General features: G+C 71.1%; 20 protein-coding genes. 13 read left to right on the top strand and 7 right to left on the bottom strand.

Going from position 1 to position 17,909, the window contains the following annotated elements; translation table 11 throughout:
• Window positions 1-16: 16 nt before the first annotated feature.
• Genes E1285_RS04080 through E1285_RS04070 form a run of 3 tightly spaced genes read left to right on the top strand, consistent with a single transcriptional unit; the run spans window position 17 to window position 3,605 of the window.
• On the top strand, window positions 17-577 hold the full coding sequence (locus E1285_RS04080; RefSeq protein ID WP_132148154.1) for a 2Fe-2S iron-sulfur cluster-binding protein: 561 nt from the start codon (window positions 17-19) through the stop codon (window positions 575-577).
• Window positions 574-1,551: a xanthine dehydrogenase family protein subunit M gene (locus E1285_RS04075; protein ID WP_132148152.1), complete on the top strand. Its 978-nt coding sequence runs from the start codon at window positions 574-576 to the stop codon at window positions 1,549-1,551. Before E1285_RS04080 ends, E1285_RS04075 begins: the two co-directional genes overlap by 4 nt.
• Window positions 1,548-3,605 (top strand): xanthine dehydrogenase family protein molybdopterin-binding subunit, encoded by a 2,058-nt coding sequence (locus E1285_RS04070; RefSeq protein WP_132148150.1) that lies wholly within the window; start codon window positions 1,548-1,550, stop codon window positions 3,603-3,605. Before E1285_RS04075 ends, E1285_RS04070 begins: the two co-directional genes overlap by 4 nt.
• A gap of 21 nt (window positions 3,606-3,626) precedes the next feature.
• On the opposite strand, the gene E1285_RS04065 is transcribed toward E1285_RS04070, so the two are convergent.
• Window positions 3,627-3,872, bottom strand: a complete 246-nt coding sequence (locus E1285_RS04065) for a DUF2630 family protein (RefSeq protein WP_132148148.1) — start codon at window positions 3,870-3,872, stop codon at window positions 3,627-3,629.
• A 121-nt stretch (window positions 3,873-3,993) separates the two neighbouring features.
• Between E1285_RS04065 and E1285_RS04060 the strand changes: the two genes are divergently transcribed.
• Window positions 3,994-4,407 (top strand): STAS domain-containing protein, encoded by a 414-nt coding sequence (locus tag E1285_RS04060; protein WP_165966447.1) that lies wholly within the window; start codon window positions 3,994-3,996, stop codon window positions 4,405-4,407.
• Window positions 4,408-4,412: 5 nt separating this feature from the next.
• Here E1285_RS04060 and E1285_RS04055 read toward each other — a convergent pair whose 3' ends face one another.
• Window positions 4,413-5,009 (bottom strand): RDD family protein, encoded by a 597-nt coding sequence (locus tag E1285_RS04055; RefSeq protein WP_132148144.1) that lies wholly within the window; start codon window positions 5,007-5,009, stop codon window positions 4,413-4,415.
• A 169-nt stretch (window positions 5,010-5,178) separates the two neighbouring features.
• Between E1285_RS04055 and E1285_RS04050 the strand changes: the two genes are divergently transcribed.
• The 4 genes from E1285_RS04050 to E1285_RS04035 all read left to right on the top strand — a co-directional run bounded on the left by E1285_RS04050 (window position 5,179) and on the right by E1285_RS04035 (window position 8,292).
• Window positions 5,179-6,000: a GPR1/FUN34/YaaH family transporter gene (locus E1285_RS04050; RefSeq protein ID WP_132148142.1), complete on the top strand. Its 822-nt coding sequence runs from the start codon at window positions 5,179-5,181 to the stop codon at window positions 5,998-6,000.
• 79 nt (window positions 6,001-6,079) lie between these two features.
• Entirely contained in the window at window positions 6,080-6,265 is a 186-nt protein-coding gene (locus E1285_RS04045) for a hypothetical protein (RefSeq protein WP_132148140.1), read from the top strand.
• Between the two features lie 97 nt (window positions 6,266-6,362).
• Window positions 6,363-7,160 carry a maleylpyruvate isomerase family mycothiol-dependent enzyme gene (locus E1285_RS04040; protein WP_165966446.1) on the top strand — a complete coding sequence of 266 codons (798 nt, stop codon included), beginning with the start codon at window positions 6,363-6,365 and terminating at the stop codon, window positions 7,158-7,160.
• Window positions 7,161-7,257: 97 nt separating this feature from the next.
• Entirely contained in the window at window positions 7,258-8,292 is a 1,035-nt protein-coding gene (locus E1285_RS04035; RefSeq protein ID WP_132148136.1) for a hypothetical protein, read from the top strand.
• A gap of 25 nt (window positions 8,293-8,317) precedes the next feature.
• Here the strand turns inward: E1285_RS04035 and E1285_RS04030 are convergent, their stop codons facing one another.
• The 4 genes from E1285_RS04030 to E1285_RS04015 all read right to left on the bottom strand — a co-directional run bounded on the left by E1285_RS04030 (window position 8,318) and on the right by E1285_RS04015 (window position 10,894).
• Complete coding sequence (locus tag E1285_RS04030) at window positions 8,318-8,692, bottom strand: type II toxin-antitoxin system PemK/MazF family toxin (protein WP_165966445.1); 375 nt, start codon at window positions 8,690-8,692, stop codon at window positions 8,318-8,320.
• A complete protein-coding gene (locus E1285_RS04025) occupies window positions 8,692-9,336 on the bottom strand; it encodes a Panacea domain-containing protein (protein ID WP_132148132.1) in 645 nt (214 codons plus the stop codon). The genes E1285_RS04030 and E1285_RS04025 overlap by 1 nt, the downstream gene beginning before the upstream one ends.
• Before the next feature lie 185 nt (window positions 9,337-9,521).
• Window positions 9,522-10,022 carry a nuclear transport factor 2 family protein gene (locus E1285_RS04020; protein WP_132148130.1) on the bottom strand — a complete coding sequence of 167 codons (501 nt, stop codon included), beginning with the start codon at window positions 10,020-10,022 and terminating at the stop codon, window positions 9,522-9,524.
• Window positions 10,019-10,894 carry a TIGR03619 family F420-dependent LLM class oxidoreductase gene (locus E1285_RS04015; protein ID WP_132148128.1) on the bottom strand — a complete coding sequence of 292 codons (876 nt, stop codon included), beginning with the start codon at window positions 10,892-10,894 and terminating at the stop codon, window positions 10,019-10,021. The genes E1285_RS04020 and E1285_RS04015 overlap by 4 nt, the downstream gene beginning before the upstream one ends.
• A gap of 182 nt (window positions 10,895-11,076) precedes the next feature.
• On the opposite strand from E1285_RS04015, the gene E1285_RS04010 reads away from it, so the two are divergent.
• On the top strand, window positions 11,077-12,060 hold the full coding sequence (locus tag E1285_RS04010) for an IclR family transcriptional regulator (protein ID WP_165966444.1): 984 nt from the start codon (window positions 11,077-11,079) through the stop codon (window positions 12,058-12,060).
• Window positions 12,061-12,153: 93 nt separating this feature from the next.
• Here E1285_RS04010 and E1285_RS04005 read toward each other — a convergent pair whose 3' ends face one another.
• Window positions 12,154-12,759, bottom strand: a complete 606-nt coding sequence (locus E1285_RS04005) for a flavin reductase family protein (protein ID WP_132148126.1) — start codon at window positions 12,757-12,759, stop codon at window positions 12,154-12,156.
• Window positions 12,760-13,080: 321 nt separating this feature from the next.
• Between E1285_RS04005 and E1285_RS04000 the strand changes: the two genes are divergently transcribed.
• The 4 genes from E1285_RS04000 to E1285_RS03985 are packed head-to-tail and all read left to right on the top strand — an operon-like array spanning window position 13,081 to window position 17,909.
• Window positions 13,081-13,950, top strand: a complete 870-nt coding sequence (locus tag E1285_RS04000) for an alpha/beta fold hydrolase (RefSeq protein ID WP_132148124.1) — start codon at window positions 13,081-13,083, stop codon at window positions 13,948-13,950.
• Window positions 13,950-15,686, top strand: coding sequence for an FAD-binding protein (locus tag E1285_RS03995; protein WP_132148122.1), 1,737 nt, complete (start codon window positions 13,950-13,952; stop codon window positions 15,684-15,686). The genes E1285_RS04000 and E1285_RS03995 overlap by 1 nt, the downstream gene beginning before the upstream one ends.
• Complete coding sequence (locus E1285_RS03990) at window positions 15,683-16,702, top strand: ferredoxin--NADP reductase (RefSeq protein ID WP_132148120.1); 1,020 nt, start codon at window positions 15,683-15,685, stop codon at window positions 16,700-16,702. Before E1285_RS03995 ends, E1285_RS03990 begins: the two co-directional genes overlap by 4 nt.
• A 22-nt stretch (window positions 16,703-16,724) precedes the next feature.
• A complete protein-coding gene (locus E1285_RS03985; protein WP_132148118.1) occupies window positions 16,725-17,909 on the top strand; it encodes an acyl-CoA dehydrogenase family protein in 1,185 nt (394 codons plus the stop codon).

Here is a 17,909-nt window from a genome sequence, read left to right as displayed (position 1 = left end):
GGGGTAGGGGCGGGGCATGTACACAGAAGCCACCCCGGTCAACGCCGAGATCACCCTTGTCGTGAACGGGACGGAGCACCGGCTCAGCGTCGACACCCGCGCGTCCCTGCTGGACGTCCTGCGCGAGGACCTCGGGCTGACGGGCTCGAAGAAGGGCTGCGACCACGGGCAGTGCGGCGCGTGCACCATCCTCCTCGGCGGGCGCCGCGCGAACGGGTGCCTCGCGCTGGCCGTCGCCCATGACGGAGCCGAGATCGTCACGGTCGAAGGGCTGGCGCAGGACGGGCGGCTCAGCCCCGTCCAGGAGGCCTTCATCGAGAAGGACGCCTTCCAATGCGGGTACTGCACTCCCGGTCAGCTCTGCTCTGCGACGGGGATGCTGGACGAAGCCGGGCAAGGCTGGCCCAGCGCGGTGACCGAGGACCTTGGCTCCGACCCCGTCCTGGACGACGACGAGATCCGTGAACGGATGAGCGGCAACCTGTGCCGGTGCGGCGCCTACACGGGCATCGTCGCCGCGCTCAGAGACGCGTCCGAGAAGGAACAGGCACGGCGCACGGAGGGGGTGGAAGCGTGAGGCCGTTCGCGTATGAGCGCGCCACGAGCGCCGAGGACGCGCTGGCGCGACACGACGGCGAGACCCTCTACCTCGGCGGCGGCACCAACCTCGTGGACCTGATGCGGCTCGGCGTCGAAGAGCCGGCCAAGGTCGTGGACGTCGCGCACCTCCCGTATGACCGGATCCAGTTGAACCCGGACGGCGGGCTCGTCATCGGCGCGGCCGTGAGCAACAGCGCCCTTGCCGCTGACCGGACGGTGCGTGAAGGCCATCCCATGCTGGCGCAGGCCGTCCTCGCCGGGGCGTCCGGCCAGATCCGCAACCTGGCGACCGTCGGCGGCAACCTCCTGCAACGCACGCGCTGTTCCTACTTCCAGGACGCGTCCAAGCCGTGCAACAAGCGACGTCCGGGCAGCGGATGCCCCGCGCGGGAAGGCGAGCACCACAACCTGGCGGTCATCGGCCATTCGGAGTCGTGCGTCGCGACCCACCCGTCCGACATGGCGGTGGCTCTGGCGGCCCTTGACGCGTCGGTCCGGGTCCAAGGCCGCGACGGTGCGAAGACCATCCCCATCGACGAGTTCCACCGGCTCCCCGACAACGAACCGGAACGGGACACCGTCCTCGAATCAGGGGACCTCGTCACGGCGGTCGAGGTTCCGGCGCTCGGCATCCCGTCCCGCTACCGGAAGGTCAGGGAACGCGCGTCGTTCGCGTTCGCGCTGGTCTCGATAGCGGCGGCGCTGGACGCGGACGGAGACGGTGTCCGGGACGTCAGGCTCGCGCTGGGCGGAGTCGCCCACAAGCCGTGGCGTGCCCGCAGGGCCGAGGAGTCCCTGCGCGGGGCACCCCCGACGCGGGAGTCGTTCCTGCGCGCCGCCGAGGCCGAACTGGAGGCCGCCGAGCCGCTGCGCGACAACGCCTACAAGGTGCCGCTGGCGCGCAACCTGATCGTACGGACGCTGACGGAGCTGTGGGAGGGCACGTCATGACCGAACGCCTGGAGAGCCGCGCCAAGGTCACGGGGGAGGCGCGCTACGCGTTCGAGTACCCCGTCGGGAACGTCGCGTATGCGGCCGCCGTCCAGGCGAGCGTCGGGCGCGGCGAGGTCACGTCCGTCGACACCGAGGCGGCGCTGCGGCTGCCCGGTGTGCTCGCCGTCCTGTCTTGCGACGACGCCCCCCGACTCGATGGCGACGCACAAGGTGAGCTGGCACTGTTCCAGTCTCGGACGGTTTCCTACCGTGGCCAGTTCATCGCCGCGGTCGTCGGCGAGACGCTCGAAACCGCCCGGGAAGCGGCCCGCCTCGTCCAGGTCGAGTACGCGCAAGAGTCACCTGATGTACGGCTGCGCACCGACCATCCGGGGCGCTACAAGCCCGACAAGGTGAATCCCGTGTTCCCTCCGGACACCGGGCAAGGCGAACCGGACACGGCGTTCGACGACTCGGCCGTGCGCGTGGACGTCACCTACACGACCCCCGCCGAGCACAACAATCCGATGGAGCCGCACACCACGCTCGCCGACTGGAGCGAGGACGGAACCCTCACGCTCTACGACTCGACCCAGGGCTCCTCGACCGTCCAGTCCACGATCGCCCGCGTCTTCGGTCTCGGCAAGGCGCAGGTGCGGGTCGTGGCGCCGCACGTCGGCGGCGGGTTCGGCTCCAAGGGGTCGCCGAGGCCGAGCGTCGTCCTGGCGGCCATGGCCTCGCGCGCCACGGGACGTCCCGTCAAGTTCGCCGTGCCCCGGCAGCAGATGTTCGCGACCACCGGCTACCGGACGCCGACGATCCAGCGGCTCAAGCTCGGCGCGGACGCCGAAGGGCACCTGAACGCGATCCTCCACGACGTGGTCGAGCAGACGTCCACCGTCCAGGAGTTCGCCGAGCAGACCGCGACGCCCACCCGCGTCATGTACCGGGCGCCTAACCGCCGCACGTCGCACCGCCTGGTCCGTCTGGACGTCCCCACACCGTCGTGGATGCGCGCCCCAGGCGAGACGCCCGGCATGTACGCGCTCGAATCGGCCATGGACGAACTCGCCGTCGCCACCGGCATCGACCCCATCGAGCTACGTATCCGCAACGACACCGACCGCGACCCGGAGAGCGGCCTGCCGTTCAGCTCCCGCAACCTCGTCGCGTGCCTCCGGGAGGGCGCCGACCGCTTCGGCTGGGGCGGGCGCGACCCCATGCCCGGCATCCGCTGGGAGGGCCGCAAGCGCATCGGCATGGGCGTCGCCGCGAGCACCTATCCCGCCTACATGTCCCCGAACCAGGCGACGGCCCGCGCCGAACCCGACGGGACGTTCACCGTCCGGATCGCCGCCGCCGACATCGGCACCGGCGCCCGCACCGCCCTCACCCTGATCGCCGCCGAGACGCTCAAGGAGGACCTCCGCAACGTGAACGTCGAGATCGGCGACAGCTCGTTCCCCAAGGCGACCGTCGCGGGCGGGTCGTCCGGCACCGCGAGCTGGGGGACGGCCGTGGTCCGCGCCTGCGAAGCGCTGCGCGGAAAGCTGAACGGCGCCGTGCCGCCGGAGGGGCTTGAGGCGTCCGCCGACACGGCCGAGGAGCTCAAGGGACGGGACGAGTACGCCCGCCACGCGTTCGGCGCGCAGTTCGCCGAGGTCGAGGTGGACGCCGACACCGGCGAGATCCGGGTCCGCCGGATGCTCGGCGTCTTCGCGGCCGGGCGCATCATCAACCCCATGGCCGCCCGCTCCCAGTTCATCGGCGGCATGACGATGGGGATCGGGATGGCGCTGCTGGAGGAGAGCGTCATGGACGAGGAGTTCGGCGACTACCTCAACCGCGACCTCGCCCAGTACCACGTCCCGGCCTGCGCCGACGTCCGCGACGTCGAGGCGACGTGGCTGGAGGAGTCCGACCCGCACCTGAACCCGATGGGCTCCAAGGGCATCGGCGAGATCGGCATCGTCGGCGCCGCCGCGGCCGTCGGCAACGCCGTCCACCACGCGACCGGCATCCGCATCCGCGCCCTGCCCATCACCCCGGCGAAGCTCCTCCCGGACCTCTGACACGACCGGCCCCGTGAGGGGCTACTGCCGGTAGTTCTCTACCTCGGCGGGCGGACGGAGTTCGGCCTCGTCCGGGTTCTGTCCCGCCGCGATGCGGGCCCGGCGCTGGCGGAGCAGGTCCCAGCACTGATCGAGCGCGACCTCCAGCTGCCGCAGGCGCTGCTGCGCGTCGGCGTCGCTCGTCTCCGCGCGCTCATGGGCCCTGCGCAGCGTGTGCTCTTCTTCGATGAACTCGTTGATATGTTGCAGGATCGCCTTCTCGTCCATGAAATGGCTCCCGATGATGGATTTCCCGCCCGATGGGGTTCAGAAGGTGCCGACAGATGAGAGCCTGGCATATACGGGCCCGCCTCCGGTAGCGGCGCCCCAGGCCCAAGGCGAGGAGCGGATGACGGTCTGGCGCATCACCGGCGGTGAGGACGGCCTCGAGTCAGGGCGGCGGGCGGACCCGCGCTACGACCTCGTCGAGCACGACACCGCGCTCCTGCGCGTCACCGCCGCGTCGTCCTCGCCGTGGCTGCGGATGACCGGCGAGATCGACGTCTCCAACGCCCGCGAGGTGAAGCGCGCCCTCGGCGCCGCCCAGGACCGCGTGCCCGGCGACGTCCACGTCGACCTGGCCGCCGTGGACTTCGTTGACGTCGCCGGCCTGCGCACCTTCACCCTCGCCGCCCGGGACCTGCACGTCCGCGACCGGATGCTCGTCCTGCACTCGGTGTCGTCCCACATCGACAGGCTGTTCACCCTGATCGGCTGGAGCACGACGCCCGGCCTGCAGATCCACTGCCGCCCCCGGGCCTGAGACCGTCAGCCGGCTGCGAGGAACCCGAGCACGAGCGCCAGGACGGCGACCGGAAGCATCAGCGCGAGCGCGGCGCGGCGCACCGGCTCGTCCTTCGCGGCCTGGATCACCACGGTCCCGGCGGCCCGGTCGTGCAGGCAACCGCGAGTCCGCCGGTCCTTCTGGTAGGCGGCGACGTCTCCCCACGGAGTCATCGCGGGGGTGCCGCGCCCGCCCCAGGTGGGCATCCAGCGTTTGAACGCCTGCTTCCAGCCCGGATACCGGAGGTGGTCCAGCCCGACCACGCGGATCCCGGCGATGCGCTGGCCGACCGTGCAGCCCCACATCACCAGCCGGACGATCCGCAGGAACATCCATAGCCACACCATGGTCAGCATGATCGTCACCGTGGCGACGCCCACCAGATCGAACGAGGACAGGCTGTCCGCACCGACGACCGCACCCGTCAGCAGGAGTTGCGGAGCCGTCACCGCCAGCACCAGGGTCACGAGATCGATCAGGCGGGCGGCCACCCGCTGCCGTCCGCTCGCCAGGACCACGAACGGGCTGCCGTCCGCGGGAGGCGGCGCACCGGGCTCGACGAAGATCGGTTGGGGCCTCATGGACCTTCATGAAACCACCAAGCACCCGAAAGTGAAGGGCCATGCCCTGGCGATCCGTGCACAAAGGACGGATGCGGTGTGCGAGGCGGGGGTCTCCGCAGCCGTTTGGCCGTAGAAACGGCGGGTTAGGGGGCCTATACGGCTCTCTCCGATTCCAAAGGGGGATCTCATGGCAAGGCGTAGAGGGCGTGCCGCTCCGCCAGAGCCCGTCGAGCGAACGGGCACGGCATCCGGCGAAGGAGTCGCCACCGCGGCGCCCGGAAGGGACGGCCGCGAACCCGGCGAGCACGCCCTGTGGGAGGACAGGACGCGCGTCGTCCTGAACCCGATCGCGGCGCCGTCCATCCTGGGGCTCTTCGGGTTCGCCGGCGCGACCATGATGGTCGGCGCCTGGCAGGCCGAGTGGTACGGCTCCCCGGAGACACCGCTGATCCTGTGGCCGTTCGCGCTGATGTTCGGCGGGGTCGCGCAGTTCGTGGCCGCGATCTGGTCCTACCGCGCGCGGGACGGCCTCGCGACCGCGATGCACGGCATGTGGGGCTCGTTCTGGCTGGCGTTCGGCCTGCTGTTCATGCTGATCAGCATCGGCGTGTTCCCGCTGGAGCTGATCCCGCTGGCCGGGGTCGCCAATCCGGGCTTCGCGTTCTGGTGGGTCGCCCTCGCGGTGATCACCGCACTGGGCGCGATCACCGCGCTCGGCGAGAACCTGGCCCTCACGGGGGTGCTGGCGACGCTCGCGGTGGGCGCCGGCTTCACCGCGGCGGGATGGTTCGCGCCGTCCACCTGGTCGCTGAACATCGGCGGCTGGCTGTTCGTCGCGTCCGCGGTGCTGGCCCTGTACACGGCCGCCGCGATGATGTTCGAGGGCAGCTTCGGACGGACGATCCTGCCCCTCGGCAAGTACCGCGCCGCCGCCAACGTCCCGGGCCGCAAGGCGACCCGGCCGATCGAGTACGCGCAGGGCCAGCCCGGCGTGAAGAGCGGACAGTGATCTTCGGCGTGTCGGCTTGACATTCCCGTTGCCCTATCCTGGACCGATCCTTGACGAACGGCTCCGAGGGGTAGCGGGAATGTCATCGGCGGTCCGGCGGACGTGGCGGCGCCTCGTCCTGACCTACTACCTGCTGTGCGCGCGCGACGACGCCGCCGTCCACGGCTTCACGGTGCCCAGCGGCATCTGGGCCTGCGACCGCTGCCACCAGCCCCACCTCGAACTCTCCTCGCTCGTCCAGCACGTCCGCGCCGAACATCCCTGACGTCCCGCCAGCACTGCTGGCGCTGTGTCAATAGGCCCCGCGGGGAGGCCCGCGCGGGGGTGCGCCTAAGCTCTGAGGCCCGATGGAAGGGGCCGAAATGAACGAGCCGATGCGCGCCACCACCGCCGCCTACGAGCAGACCGTCCGGTCGACCCTCGCCCTCGCCGGGGAGTTCGACGACGCCGACTGGGAGCGTCCGACCGAATGCCCCGGCTGGACGGTCAAGGACCAGCTCTCGCACCTCGTCGGAGTCGAACTCGAGTTGCTCGGTGACCCCGCGCCCGACATCGATGTGCCCGACTTCGACCACATCCGCAATGACTTCGGCCGGGCGATGGAGAAGGCGGTGCACGCGCGCCGCCCCGTGCCGGGGCCGGCCGTGGCGGCGGAACTGGCGGACGTCCTCGAACGCCGCCTGGCCCAGCTGCCCGGCATCGACCCCGACCTCGCCGTCACGCTGCCGGACGGCAACGAGGGCACCTACGCCCACCTCGTGAAGTTCCGCGCGATGGACTGCTGGACGCACGAGCAGGACATCCGCCGAGCGGTCGGCCGTCCCGGCAACCTGGACGCACCGGCCGCGCAATGCTTCTGGGAGCTGCTGAGCAAGGGCCTGCCCATCATCGTCGCCCGCCGCGCGAAGGCCGAGCCCGGTCAGACCGTGGCGTTCAGGACCTCCGACCCGCTCGACCTCTACGTGGGCGTCCACGTCGACGAGGACGGCCGCGGCCGCTGGACCGACCCCGCCACCTCGACCACCGAACTGGCCATGGACTGGGAGACCTACGTCCGCCTGACCACCGGCCGCTGCACCCCCGACGCCGTCACCGTCGACATCACCGGCGACCGGGCCTTGGCGTCCAGGATCCTCAGCAACATGGGCATCATGATCTAGCCGCATCCGGCCACCCGGGAACGGGCGTCTTTACACGGCTACCTCGCCACTAAACACTGGCGCAGAACGTCAGGTCGCCTCGTGAGAAGAGCCCCCCGTGAAACTCCTGCGAGCTCGTGCCGCCGTACCGGTCGCGGCCGCCGCCCTGCTGGTGAGCCCCGCCCCCGCGCTCGCCGACGCGCCACCCGGTGAATGGAGATCCATCGAGGTCACCGGGTTGCAGAGCCCGAGGCTGTACGGCGTCACCGCACCGAACCGGGGGAACGCCTGGGCGGTCGGCACCCAGGCGGGCTACTCCGAACCCCTCATGCTGCGCTGGAGGGGCGGCGCCTGGCGGCCCCAGGCAGTCCCCGAAGGCACGGCGATCGAGCTGGTGGACGTCGACGCGCGCCACCCCGCCGACGTCTGGGCGGTCGGCCAGGGCGACACCACCGCCAAATCGCTGCACTGGAACGGGCGCGCGTGGACGGCCGTCCCCCACCCCGCGGACACGCCCATGGCGGTGTCCATCGACTCCAGCGGTTCGGCCTGGTCGGTCGGCAACTACGACCCCGTTGGCGGCGGAGTGTTCAGGTACGAGGACGGCGAGTGGGCCGACCAGGGGCTGACCGTGCCGTTCGGCTTCCCGTTCAACGCGATCGCCGCGCGTACCCCGCGGGACGTGTGGGCGGGCGGCGCGGCGGGCCTGTGGCACTACGACGGCGAGACGTGGCAGCAGATGGCGTGGCCGTACGAGTCGGCCAGCTGGATCCTGCAGATCGTCGCGGTGTCGGCGGACGACGTCTGGTTCTGGACGCTGCCGAGAGGCCCGCTGTTCCCGCCGCCTGAACTCGTCCACTGGGACGGCGAGAGCGTCACCAAGACCGTGCCTCCTGACCATGGGGGCATGGGCACGTTCGCCGACGACATCGGGTTCCTGGGCGACATCGCGTCCGACGGCCGGGGCGGCGTCTGGCTGCAGGAGAACCGCGGCGGCCGGTACCTGCACTACGACGGCGCCACCTGGACCGCTATACCGCGTCCGGGCGCCAACAACCAGGTCTTCGACCTGGAGCAGATGGGCGGAACCCAGTCGATCTGGAGCGTCGGCCTCGGCACCGGCGACCTCCTCAACACCGACCGCTTCCGCTGACACCCCGTCCGACAGGGAACGCCGTTCAGCCGAGGAGCCCGAGGTACTGAGCGAGCCGCCCTTGGACCTGAGTCAGGATTTCCTCGTCCAGGACCCCGGTACGGTCTTCCAGGGCCGATTTCATGAGGGGCTGGACGGCGGGAATGCGAATCCAGCATTTCTTGGTGGCCCCGCCCTGCCCTCTTGAGAGCTGAACGTCAAAGCGAGTGCGCCGCTTCGTTGAGCCGGAGATCGGGCAGGCGAGGATGAAGGGCCACTCGGGGTCACCGTTCGACTCGCCGCCGGTCACCACGACCACAGGGCGGCGTTCGTCGTGGACGTCCCTGCTCTCTTCGGGAATGAGGCGCAGTGACTTGTCCGGGACGAGATAGATGCCGCCGGCCACATAGGGACCCGCCACTACTCCTCCAAGAGCCATCGGGTCGCGGCGGCGCGATGCTCGGTAAGGTCTTCCATCTCCTCCACGAGATCGTCGACCCCGCCAGGCTCGTCCTCGGGAAGAGGGTTGCGGGACGCCCAGTCGCGCAAGCGCGCCATTCCGGGGCCCAGGTCCGGGTAGGGCGCCCCTCCGGAGAGGTCGAGCCGCACCTCCCGCTTTCCTCGCTTGACGGCTTCTTGCATTGGAGCCGTCTGGTACGTGAGGTCGCGGAGCTGACTCGCGGACAAGTCCCCGAATTCCGCAAGGACACCGTCCACGATCTGGGTGAACTCGGTGTCGATGACGGTCTGGGGAGCGTCCATCAGATGGATGGCGTACTCGCAGTAGCCGGTAAAAGGGTCAACGGTCTCTTCTACCTGAACGTGGCCCGCCTCCCGCAGGTCGCGTTCGACCTCCTTGAGCCGGAGGCTGTGCGGCCCGTAGTGCCGCCACCTCCAGTCCACGCCGGAACCGGGCGGGAGTCCTCGGTCGACGGCGCGCAGGTCCGCCAAGTAGAGCAGTTTGGTGAGCTTCGTGCGGTTCACGCGCATGCCGTTGGTCCGGGCGGACGCCAGAAGGTAGGCGATGGCCGCAGCCGGGCCGCGAAGTGGCGCAGGAGCCGTCACAACGACCAGTGTAGGCCTGTGGCTCACGTTCAGCCCCTCCCCTGGAAGATCGAACACGCGTTCGATAATACCACGCCAACCTGAGAGTCAGGCCACAGTAAGTATCTTATCGGTGACTTTAAGTTGTTGCTCTTCCGTTGGCAAATACGGCCGGGCTCCGAGTCCGGCGCCGCCATGGCCGGTGGTCAGGGGCGGTGGCGGGTGGCGGTGGGGAAGTGGGAGGCGAGGAGGTCGGGGGACTCCTCGCGGCCGTCCAGGACGCAGTTCGTGCGGTTCACGGCCCGCCAGCCGGCGGGGGTGCGGCGCAGGCGCCAGTGGTTGGCGGTGGCGCGGCGCAGGGCGAAGCCGTCCGGGGTGTTGACGATCATGAGGGTGTAGCCGACCGCGGTGGCCTCGTCGCCGTCGACGGTGACGTGCGGGGGGCCGACGACGTGGGCGCAGCCGCCGGCGATCCAGCGCTGGTGGGGGGCGGAGCGAACCATGGCCTCGATCTCGGCCTGGCCGGTCATCAGGATCTCGTCCACGTCGTAGACGCCGTCCTCGGTCCAGAGGGCGGCGACGTCGCCGGCGCATCCGCTGTCCACGAGGGGGCCGTAGGAGAGGATCAGCCGGGTGATGTCCCTCTCGTCCTCCAGGGCGCGAAGCCGTGCCTCCAGGGCGTCCAGCCGGGAATCTTCAGGGGTCACAGCTTCTCCTCGAAGGTCAGCCCGCAGGGGCCGGCCAGCTCGCGCAGCGCGGCGAGCTGCTCGCAGTAGTGGCCGGGGGACGAGGACGCCAGCCGGACGCCCGCGATGGTGGCGCCCGCCTCGCGCAGGCGGATCAGCGCCGTTCCGGCGCGGCCGGGGTCGCCGATCGGGTCCAGCGGACGGGACGGCCCCAGGACCACGTCGAAGCCCGCCGGGAGGTCGGCGGCGGCCAGCATCTCGCCGATCGTGCCGAGGGGGAGGCCGAACGGGACCCAGCCGTCGGCGGTCAGCGCGCGGCGCAGCGAGCGGGCCGTCCGGCCGCCGATCCACAGCGGCACGTGCCTCTGGACGGCGTGCGGCTCCACGACCAGGCCGGAGAAGTCGTAGTGCGGGCCGTGGTACTCGGGCTCGCGCCGGGACAGGGACGCGCGGAGCGCGGCGAGGGCGTCGTCGGCGCGGGCGCCGCGGCCCGCGAACGGGGCGCCGAGGAGGTCGAACTCCTCCTCCAGGCTGCCGACGCCGAGGCCGAGCGTGAGGCGGCCGCCGCTGACGCGGTCGAGCGTCCCGTACCGCTTGGCGATGGCGAGCGGGTGGTGGTAGCCGAGCACGAGGACCTGGGTGGCGAGCCGGATGCGCGACGTCCGCGCGGCGATGTACCCGAACGTGGCGAGCGGGTCCCAGTAGACGCCGCCGCGCTGCTCGGCCGCCTCGGCCGGGACGGCGACGTGCTCGCTGCAGGTCGCGTGGTGGTAGCCGAGCCGGTCGGCCGTCTCGGCGATCCGGCCGATCTCCTCGATCCCCGCGTCCCGCTCCCAGGCGGCGTGGCCGGGCGGCGGCTGCGCCACCACCGGCGTGACGATGCCGACGTGCATCGGCTGGCTCCCCTCCTCGACAGGAAAACGTTCTATCACGATCGGTGCCGTGGTCCGAGGGGCGGAGAGGGGCGCGGGTGCTCCATGCTGACCTGGAGTTACTCGCCCTCTTCCCATGGGACCAAGCGGTTGCTACATTCGGGATAACAAGAATTCATTTCAGTCCCGTTCTGGGAGGTGCGATGACCGAGGTGATGACGCCGGAGGCAGCGACGCCGGAGCCCATGGCAGCCGCGTCCGGGACGACCGCGCGCCGCGAGTCGCCGCCGTCGATGATCGAGCGGATGACGCTGATCCTGGACGCCTTCAGCGGCCCGACCGCCCGGCTGACCCTGGAGGACGTCGCCCGGCGCACCGGGCTGCCGCGGTCCACCGCGCACCGCATCCTCGACCAGCTCGTCGGGCAGCGCTGGCTCGCGCACCATTCGTTCGGCTACGGCCTCGGCCAGCGCGCCCTCGGCCTCGGCGGGCAGGACGGCGGGCACGGCAAGATCCGCGAGGCGGCGGCGCCGCTGCTCCACGAACTGCAGATCACCACCGGGCTCGTCGCCCACCTCGCCGTCCTGGACGGCGCCGAGGTGTTCTACCTGGACAAGCTCGGCGGGCGGCTCGCCTCGTCGGTCCCGTCGCGGGTCGGCGGCCGGGCCCCGGCGCACTGCACCGCGCTCGGCAAGGCGATGCTGGCGTGGCTGGAGCCCGAGCAGGTGGACGCGATGCTCGGCAGCGGCATCAGCCGGTTCACCAGCCGCACCATCGGTGAGCTCGGCACCCTCCACCAGGAGCTGCACCGCGTCCGGCAGCGCCGCGGGCTGGCGTTCGAGCGCGGCGAGTCCTATCCCGGCATCGCCTGCGTGGCGGCCGCGATCCGGGGCACCGACGGGCCGGTCGCCGGCATCTCCCTGGTCGGCGACATCCGCACCCCGCTGGAGAACGTCGCGCCGCTGGTGGTCACCGCCGCCCGCGAGGCGTCGCAGGTCCTCTTCCCCGGCTCGGCGCAGGGCGGGCAGCGTTCGGGCGGGCAGCGGTCCGGTGGGCAGGCTTCCGGTGGGCAGCGCGCGGGCGGGGTCGCCCGGCGGGGCGCCGCACGGGCGAGCCGGGAGACGACCTGGTCGGCGGAGACGATGAACCGACTGCTCGCCGTGGACGGCCGCGGCGACTGGATGTGACCGTGACCCGGCGGCCCGGCATGACGCGGCGCCCGGCATGACGCGGGGGTCCGGCAAGATGCGGTGGTCCGGCATGACGCGGGGGAGCGGGGGTCAGCCCCAGCCCCAGCGGTCGCCGAGGCCCCACGGGTCCGGGGCGATGGGCGCGTCCGGCTCGCCGACACCGAACCGGCTGCGGAAGAACACCATCGGCCGCCGCCACTGGCCGTCGCGCACCTCGTGCCGCTCGACCGCCAGGACCCGCCCGATCACCACGTCGTGGTCGCCGGCCTCGTGCACGTCGTGGACGACGCAGTGGACGGCCAGCAGCACGTCCGGGAGCGCCGGGGCACCCCACTCGGACGCCTCCCACTCCAAACCGTCGAACTTGGCGCCCCGGCTCGACCCGAACCGTTCGCAGATGTCGCGCTGCTCCTCGCCCAGCACGTTCACGCAGAACCGTCCCGCCGCGCGGATCCGCGGCCACGACCGGCCGCGCGTGTCCGCGCAGAACAGAATCAGCGGCGGCTCAAGGGACACCGACGTGAACGACTGGCAGGCGAAGCCGACCGGCTCGCCGCCGTCGAGGGCGGTGACCACGGTGACGCCCGTGGCGAACTCCGCCATGGCCTTCCGGAACTCCGCCGGCTCCGGCGCGGAGGCGTCGGAGGCCGCGGCGGGCGTGAGACCGGTGTCGGTGAGCGCTGGCTCGGCTGGCATCTGCTCCCCTTGGGGGTCGGTGCGGGACACGGTCCTGTCATCCGCGTCCTGTCGTCCACACTGTTCAGAACACAATGTCCGACTAACAAAATCCACTAAGTGACGAGGACCCGCTACCGGGCGAGTGGTCCTGTCTGCCGGAAACGTAGGCATGACCCGGTCGGGACGGCCCGCGCCGATCCCGATGAGTGGAAGCGGGCGCCCGAGCGGCCCGTGCGGCGGGCGATGAGACGCGCGTCCCGCTGATCGGGATCCGCCGGGTGACCTTGCCGCCGTGCCGATTACGTTCCCGTCAAGCCACCGTCGAAGGACTGGGAGATCATGCCTGCGGAGCTGACCTACGAGTCGACGTTGCGCGAGCTCGCCACCGACCAGGGCGTCCTGCGCTACCACGAGGCAGGGCAGGGCCCGCCGCTGCTGATGCTGCACGGGTCGGGTCCGGGGGTGACGGGCTGGCGGAACTTCCGCGGCAACCTCGCCCGGTTCGCCGAGCGCTTCCGGTGCCTGGTGCTGGAGTTCCCCGGGTTCGGGGTCAGCGACCCGACCGACGAGCACCCGATGATGGCGGCCGGCGGCTCGGTCGTCCGGTTCCTGGACGCCCTGGACCTCGGCCAGGTCGACGTGATCGGCAACTCGATGGGCGGCATCGTCGGCACCCAGGTGGCGCTGAAGCACCCCGAACGCGTCCGGCGCCTCGTCACGATCGGCGGGATGGGCCAGAGCATCTTCAGCCCGTCGCCCGGCGAGGGCATCAAGCTCCTGATGGAGTTCACCGACGACCCGTCCCGCGAGCGCCTGGTCCGGTGGCTACGCTCGATGGTCTTCAACCCGCGGTTGGTCACCGAGGAGATGATCGAGGAGCGGTGGGAGCAGGCCACCGACCCCGACACCCTCGCCAGCGCCCGCCGCATGTACGGGTCGAAGGCGATGGCGGCGCGCGGCAAGGCGATGGCGCAGTCCGACGAGCCGCCGTACTGGGCGATGCTGCACAAGCTCAAGACCAAGACGCTGATCACCTGGGGACGCGACGACCGGGTCAGCCCCGTCGACATGGTCCTGGTGCCGATGCGGACGATCCCCGACGTCCAGGTGAACATCTTCCCCAACTGCGGGCACTGGGTGATGATCGAGCAGAAGTCCGCCTGGGAGAGCGCCGTGCTGGCGTTCCTGACCCGGAAGGACGGCGAGTGATGACCGCGAACCCGGAGTGGGACCACGAGTACGACCTGGTGATCGTGGGCAGCGGCGGCGGCGGGATGGCCGCGGCGCTGGCCGCGCACGACGCCGGGATGCGGACGCTGATCGTCGACAAGGGCAAGCGGTTCGGCGGGTCCACCGCGCTGTCCGGCGGCGGGATCTGGGTCCCGAACAACCCGACGCTCAAGGCGCGCGGCCACGACGACAGCCGCGAGTCGATCCGCCGCTACCTGGACCTCCTGACCGAGGGACGCGTCCCGGCGGCGCGGCTCGACGCGTTCGTCGACAACGGCCCCGCCGCGATGGAACTGATCGGCAAGAGCAAGTGGATGCAGTTCTTCTGGACGAAGGGCTACGCCGACTACCACCCCGAGCTTGAGGGCGGCCGCCCGCTCGGCCGGTCCATCGAGGCCAAGCCGTTCGACACCCGCAAGCTCGGCGACGACGAGCAGTACCAGCGGCCGAACAACATGAAGGGCCCCCTCGGCCTGTGGGTGACGGCCAAGGACTACCACGACCTCGCGATGGCCAAGCGCACCTGGGCGGGCCGGCGCGCGTCGCTGGTCGCGGCGTGGCGCGTGTCGTCCAACGTGATCCGCCGCCGGCACATGTCGACCGGCGGGCGGGCGCTCGTCGCCCGGCTGCGGATGGCGCTGAAGGACGCCGGCGTCCCGCTCTGGCTGAAGACCGCCCTGACCGAACTCGTCACCGGCGAGGACGGCCGCGTCACCGGGATCGTGGCGACGCAGCGCGACGGGACGGTGCTCCGCATCCGCGCCCGCAAGGGCGTCCTCCTGGCGACCGGCGGCTTCGACCACAACCAGGAGATGCGCGACAAGCACCTGCCGGAGGGCGGCAAGGCCGACTTCGCGATGGGCGCCCGGGAGAACACGGGCGACGGCATCAGCGCGGGCGAGACCCTCGGCGCGGCGGTGGACCTGATGGACGACGCCTGGTGGATGCCCGCCGTCCGGCACCCGGCGGGCGCGACGATCCCGCTGGTGTCCGAGCGCGCCATCCCGCGCCAGGTCATCGTGTCCAAGGACGGGACCCGGTTCACCAACGAGGCCGCGCCGTACGTCAACTTCGTCCACGACCAGCTCGAAGGCGGCCACGTCCCGGCGTGGTTCGTGATGGACGCCAAGGCCCGCGCCCGCTACCCGTTCGCGCAGATCCTGCCGGGCGCGACGATCCCGAAGGAGTTCTTCGACGCGGGCATCGTGTTCAAGGCGGACACGCTCGCGGCGCTGGCGGAGAAGATCGGCGTCCCGGCGGACGCGCTGTCGGAGACCGTCGAGAAGTTCAACGGGTACGCCCGCGCGGGCAAGGACCCGGACTTCGGCCGCGGCGACTCCGCCTACGACCGCTACTACGGCGACCCGAACCTGAAGAACCCGAACCTGGACGTCATCGAGACCGCGCCGTACTACGCGTTCCGGCTGGAGGTCGGCGACCTCGGCACCAAGGGCGGGCTGGTGTCCGACGAGCACGCCCGCGTCCTGCGCGAGGACGGCTCGGTCATCGAGGGCCTGTACGTGACGGGCAACTCCTCGGCGTCGGTGATGGGCAACGAGTACGCGGGACCGGGCGCGACGATCGGCCCGTCCATCGTGTTCGGCTACATCGCGGCCCGCCACGCGGCGGCCTCCCCCGGAGAGACGGCGGAGGACACGGCTGAGAAGAACACGGCTGAGAAGAACACGGGCGGGAAGGCCGCGGAACGGTCATGACGGCACTCAAGGCGCGGGTGGTGGAGGTCGTCCACGAGACGGCCGACGCGCACTCGCTCGTCCTCGAACCCGCCGAGGGCGACCGGGGCCGGTTCTCCTACCGTCCCGGGCAGTTCCTGACGATCCGGGTCCCGGCCGGGGACGGCTGGGCGGCGCGCTGCTACTCGCTGTCCAGTTCGCCGCTCACCGACGACCGGCTGAAGGTCACGGTCAAGCGGGTGGACGGCGGTCTCGGGTCCAACTGGGTCTGCGACAACGTCACGGCGGGCGACGTCCTGGAGGTCCTGCGTCCCGCCGGGACGTTCACCCCGTCCTCGCTGGACGACGACCTGCTGCTCGTGGCGGGCGGCAGCGGCATCACCCCGGTCATGTCGATCCTCAAGTCGTGCCTGGCGGGCGGCAGCGGGAAGGTCGCCCTCCTCTACGCCAACCGGGACGAGCGGTCGGTCATCTTCGCGGACGAGCTGAAGGCGCTCACCGAGAAGCACCCCGGCCGGCTCACGGTCGTCCACATCCTGGAAACGGTGCAGGGGCTTCCGACGCCCGCCACCGTCCGGTCTCTGGCCGCCCCATACACCGGACGGCAGGCGTTCGTGTGCGGCCCGGAGATCTTCATGGACATGGTCACCGAGACGTTCACCGGCCTCGGCATGCGGGTGCAAGTCGAACGCTTCTTCTCGCTGGAAGGCGACCCGTTCGAGGAACCCGAGCCCGCCGACGCGTCCGAGACCGGCGGGGACGAGGGCGAGATCGAGGTCGAGCTGGACGGCGAGACCCAGACGGTGCCCTGGCCCAAGTCCGAACGGCTCCTCGACGCGCTCCTGCGCGCGGGGGTGGACGCGCCGTTCTCCTGCCGGGAGGGGAACTGCTCGGCCTGCGCCTGCGTGAAGCTGGAGGGCGAGGTCACCCTGGACGCCAACTCGGTCCTCGACGAGCAGGATCTCGCCGACGGCCTCATCCTCGCCTGTCAGGCGAGGCCGGTCACCGACCGGCTGAAGATCACCTACGACGGCTGAAGACACCTACGGGAGACAGGCGATGGCGAACCGCGTGCTGGACACGATCATGGAGCGGGCCGAGCAGATCCGCGAACTCGGCCCCGCCAACGAGGCCCTCGGCAAGCTCGACGACAAGGCCGCGCAGGCGCTGCGCGAGTCGGGCACGATCCGGCTGCTGCAGCCGGAGGCGCACGGCGGCCTGGAGGTACACCCCCGCGAGTTCGCCGAGACCGTCATGGGCGTCGCCGCCCTCGACGGCTCCACCGGCTGGATCGCCGGCATCGTCGGCGTCCACCCGTGGGAGATGGCCTACGCCGACCCGAAGGTCCGCGAGGAGGTGTGGGGCGACGACCCCGACACCTGGATCGCGTCCCCCTACGCGCCCATGGGCATCGCCCGCCCGGTGGACGGCGGCTACGTCTTCAACGGCCGCTGGCAGTTCTCGTCCGGCACCGACCACTGCGACTGGATCTTCCTCGGCGGGATGCTCGGCGACGACGAGGGCAAGATGGTGATGCCGCCGCAGTCACTGCACCTCATCCTGCCGCGCTCCGACTACGAGATCGTCGAGGACTCCTGGGACGTCGCCGGGCTCAAGGGCACCGGAAGCAAGGACATCATCGTCAAGGACGCGTTCGTCCCCACCTACCGGACGCTGGAGTACTCCAAGGTCGTGGACGGGTCCGCGGCCCGCGAGGCGGGGCTGACCAACCCGTCCTACCTGATGCCGTTCTCCTGCGTGTTCCCGCTCGGCATCAGCGCCGCCGTGATCGGCATCGCCGAGGGCGCGCTGCACCACCACATGGCCTACCAGCGCAACCGCGTCCAGATCACCGGCACGAAGATCAAGGACGACCCGTACGTGCTGTACGCGATCAGCGAGGCCGCCGAGGAGATCAAGACGTCCCGGACCGCGCTGCTGGACAACTGCTCGCGCACCTACGACATGGTCGCCGCCGGGCACGTGCCGACGTTCGCCGAGCGCGCCGCCGGCCGCCGCACCCAGGTCCGCGCGGCGTGGCGGGCGGTGCAGGCGATGAACGAGATCGTCGTCCGCTCCGGCGGGAACGCGATGCGCAACGACAACCCGATCCAGCGCTTCTGGCGCGACGCCCACGTCGGCCTGGCCCACGCCATCCACGTCCCAGGCTCCGTCTACCACGTGAGCGCCCTGACGGACCTGGACATCGAGCCCCCGCAGGGCCCGATGCGCTCGATGATCTGA

The organism is Actinomadura sp. 7K507 (assembly GCF_004348425.1).
Taxonomy (GTDB): Bacteria; Actinomycetota; Actinomycetes; order Streptosporangiales; family Streptosporangiaceae; genus Spirillospora.
Note: the sequence above shows the minus strand (reverse complement) of the source record. Positions and strands in the feature narration are given on the sequence as shown.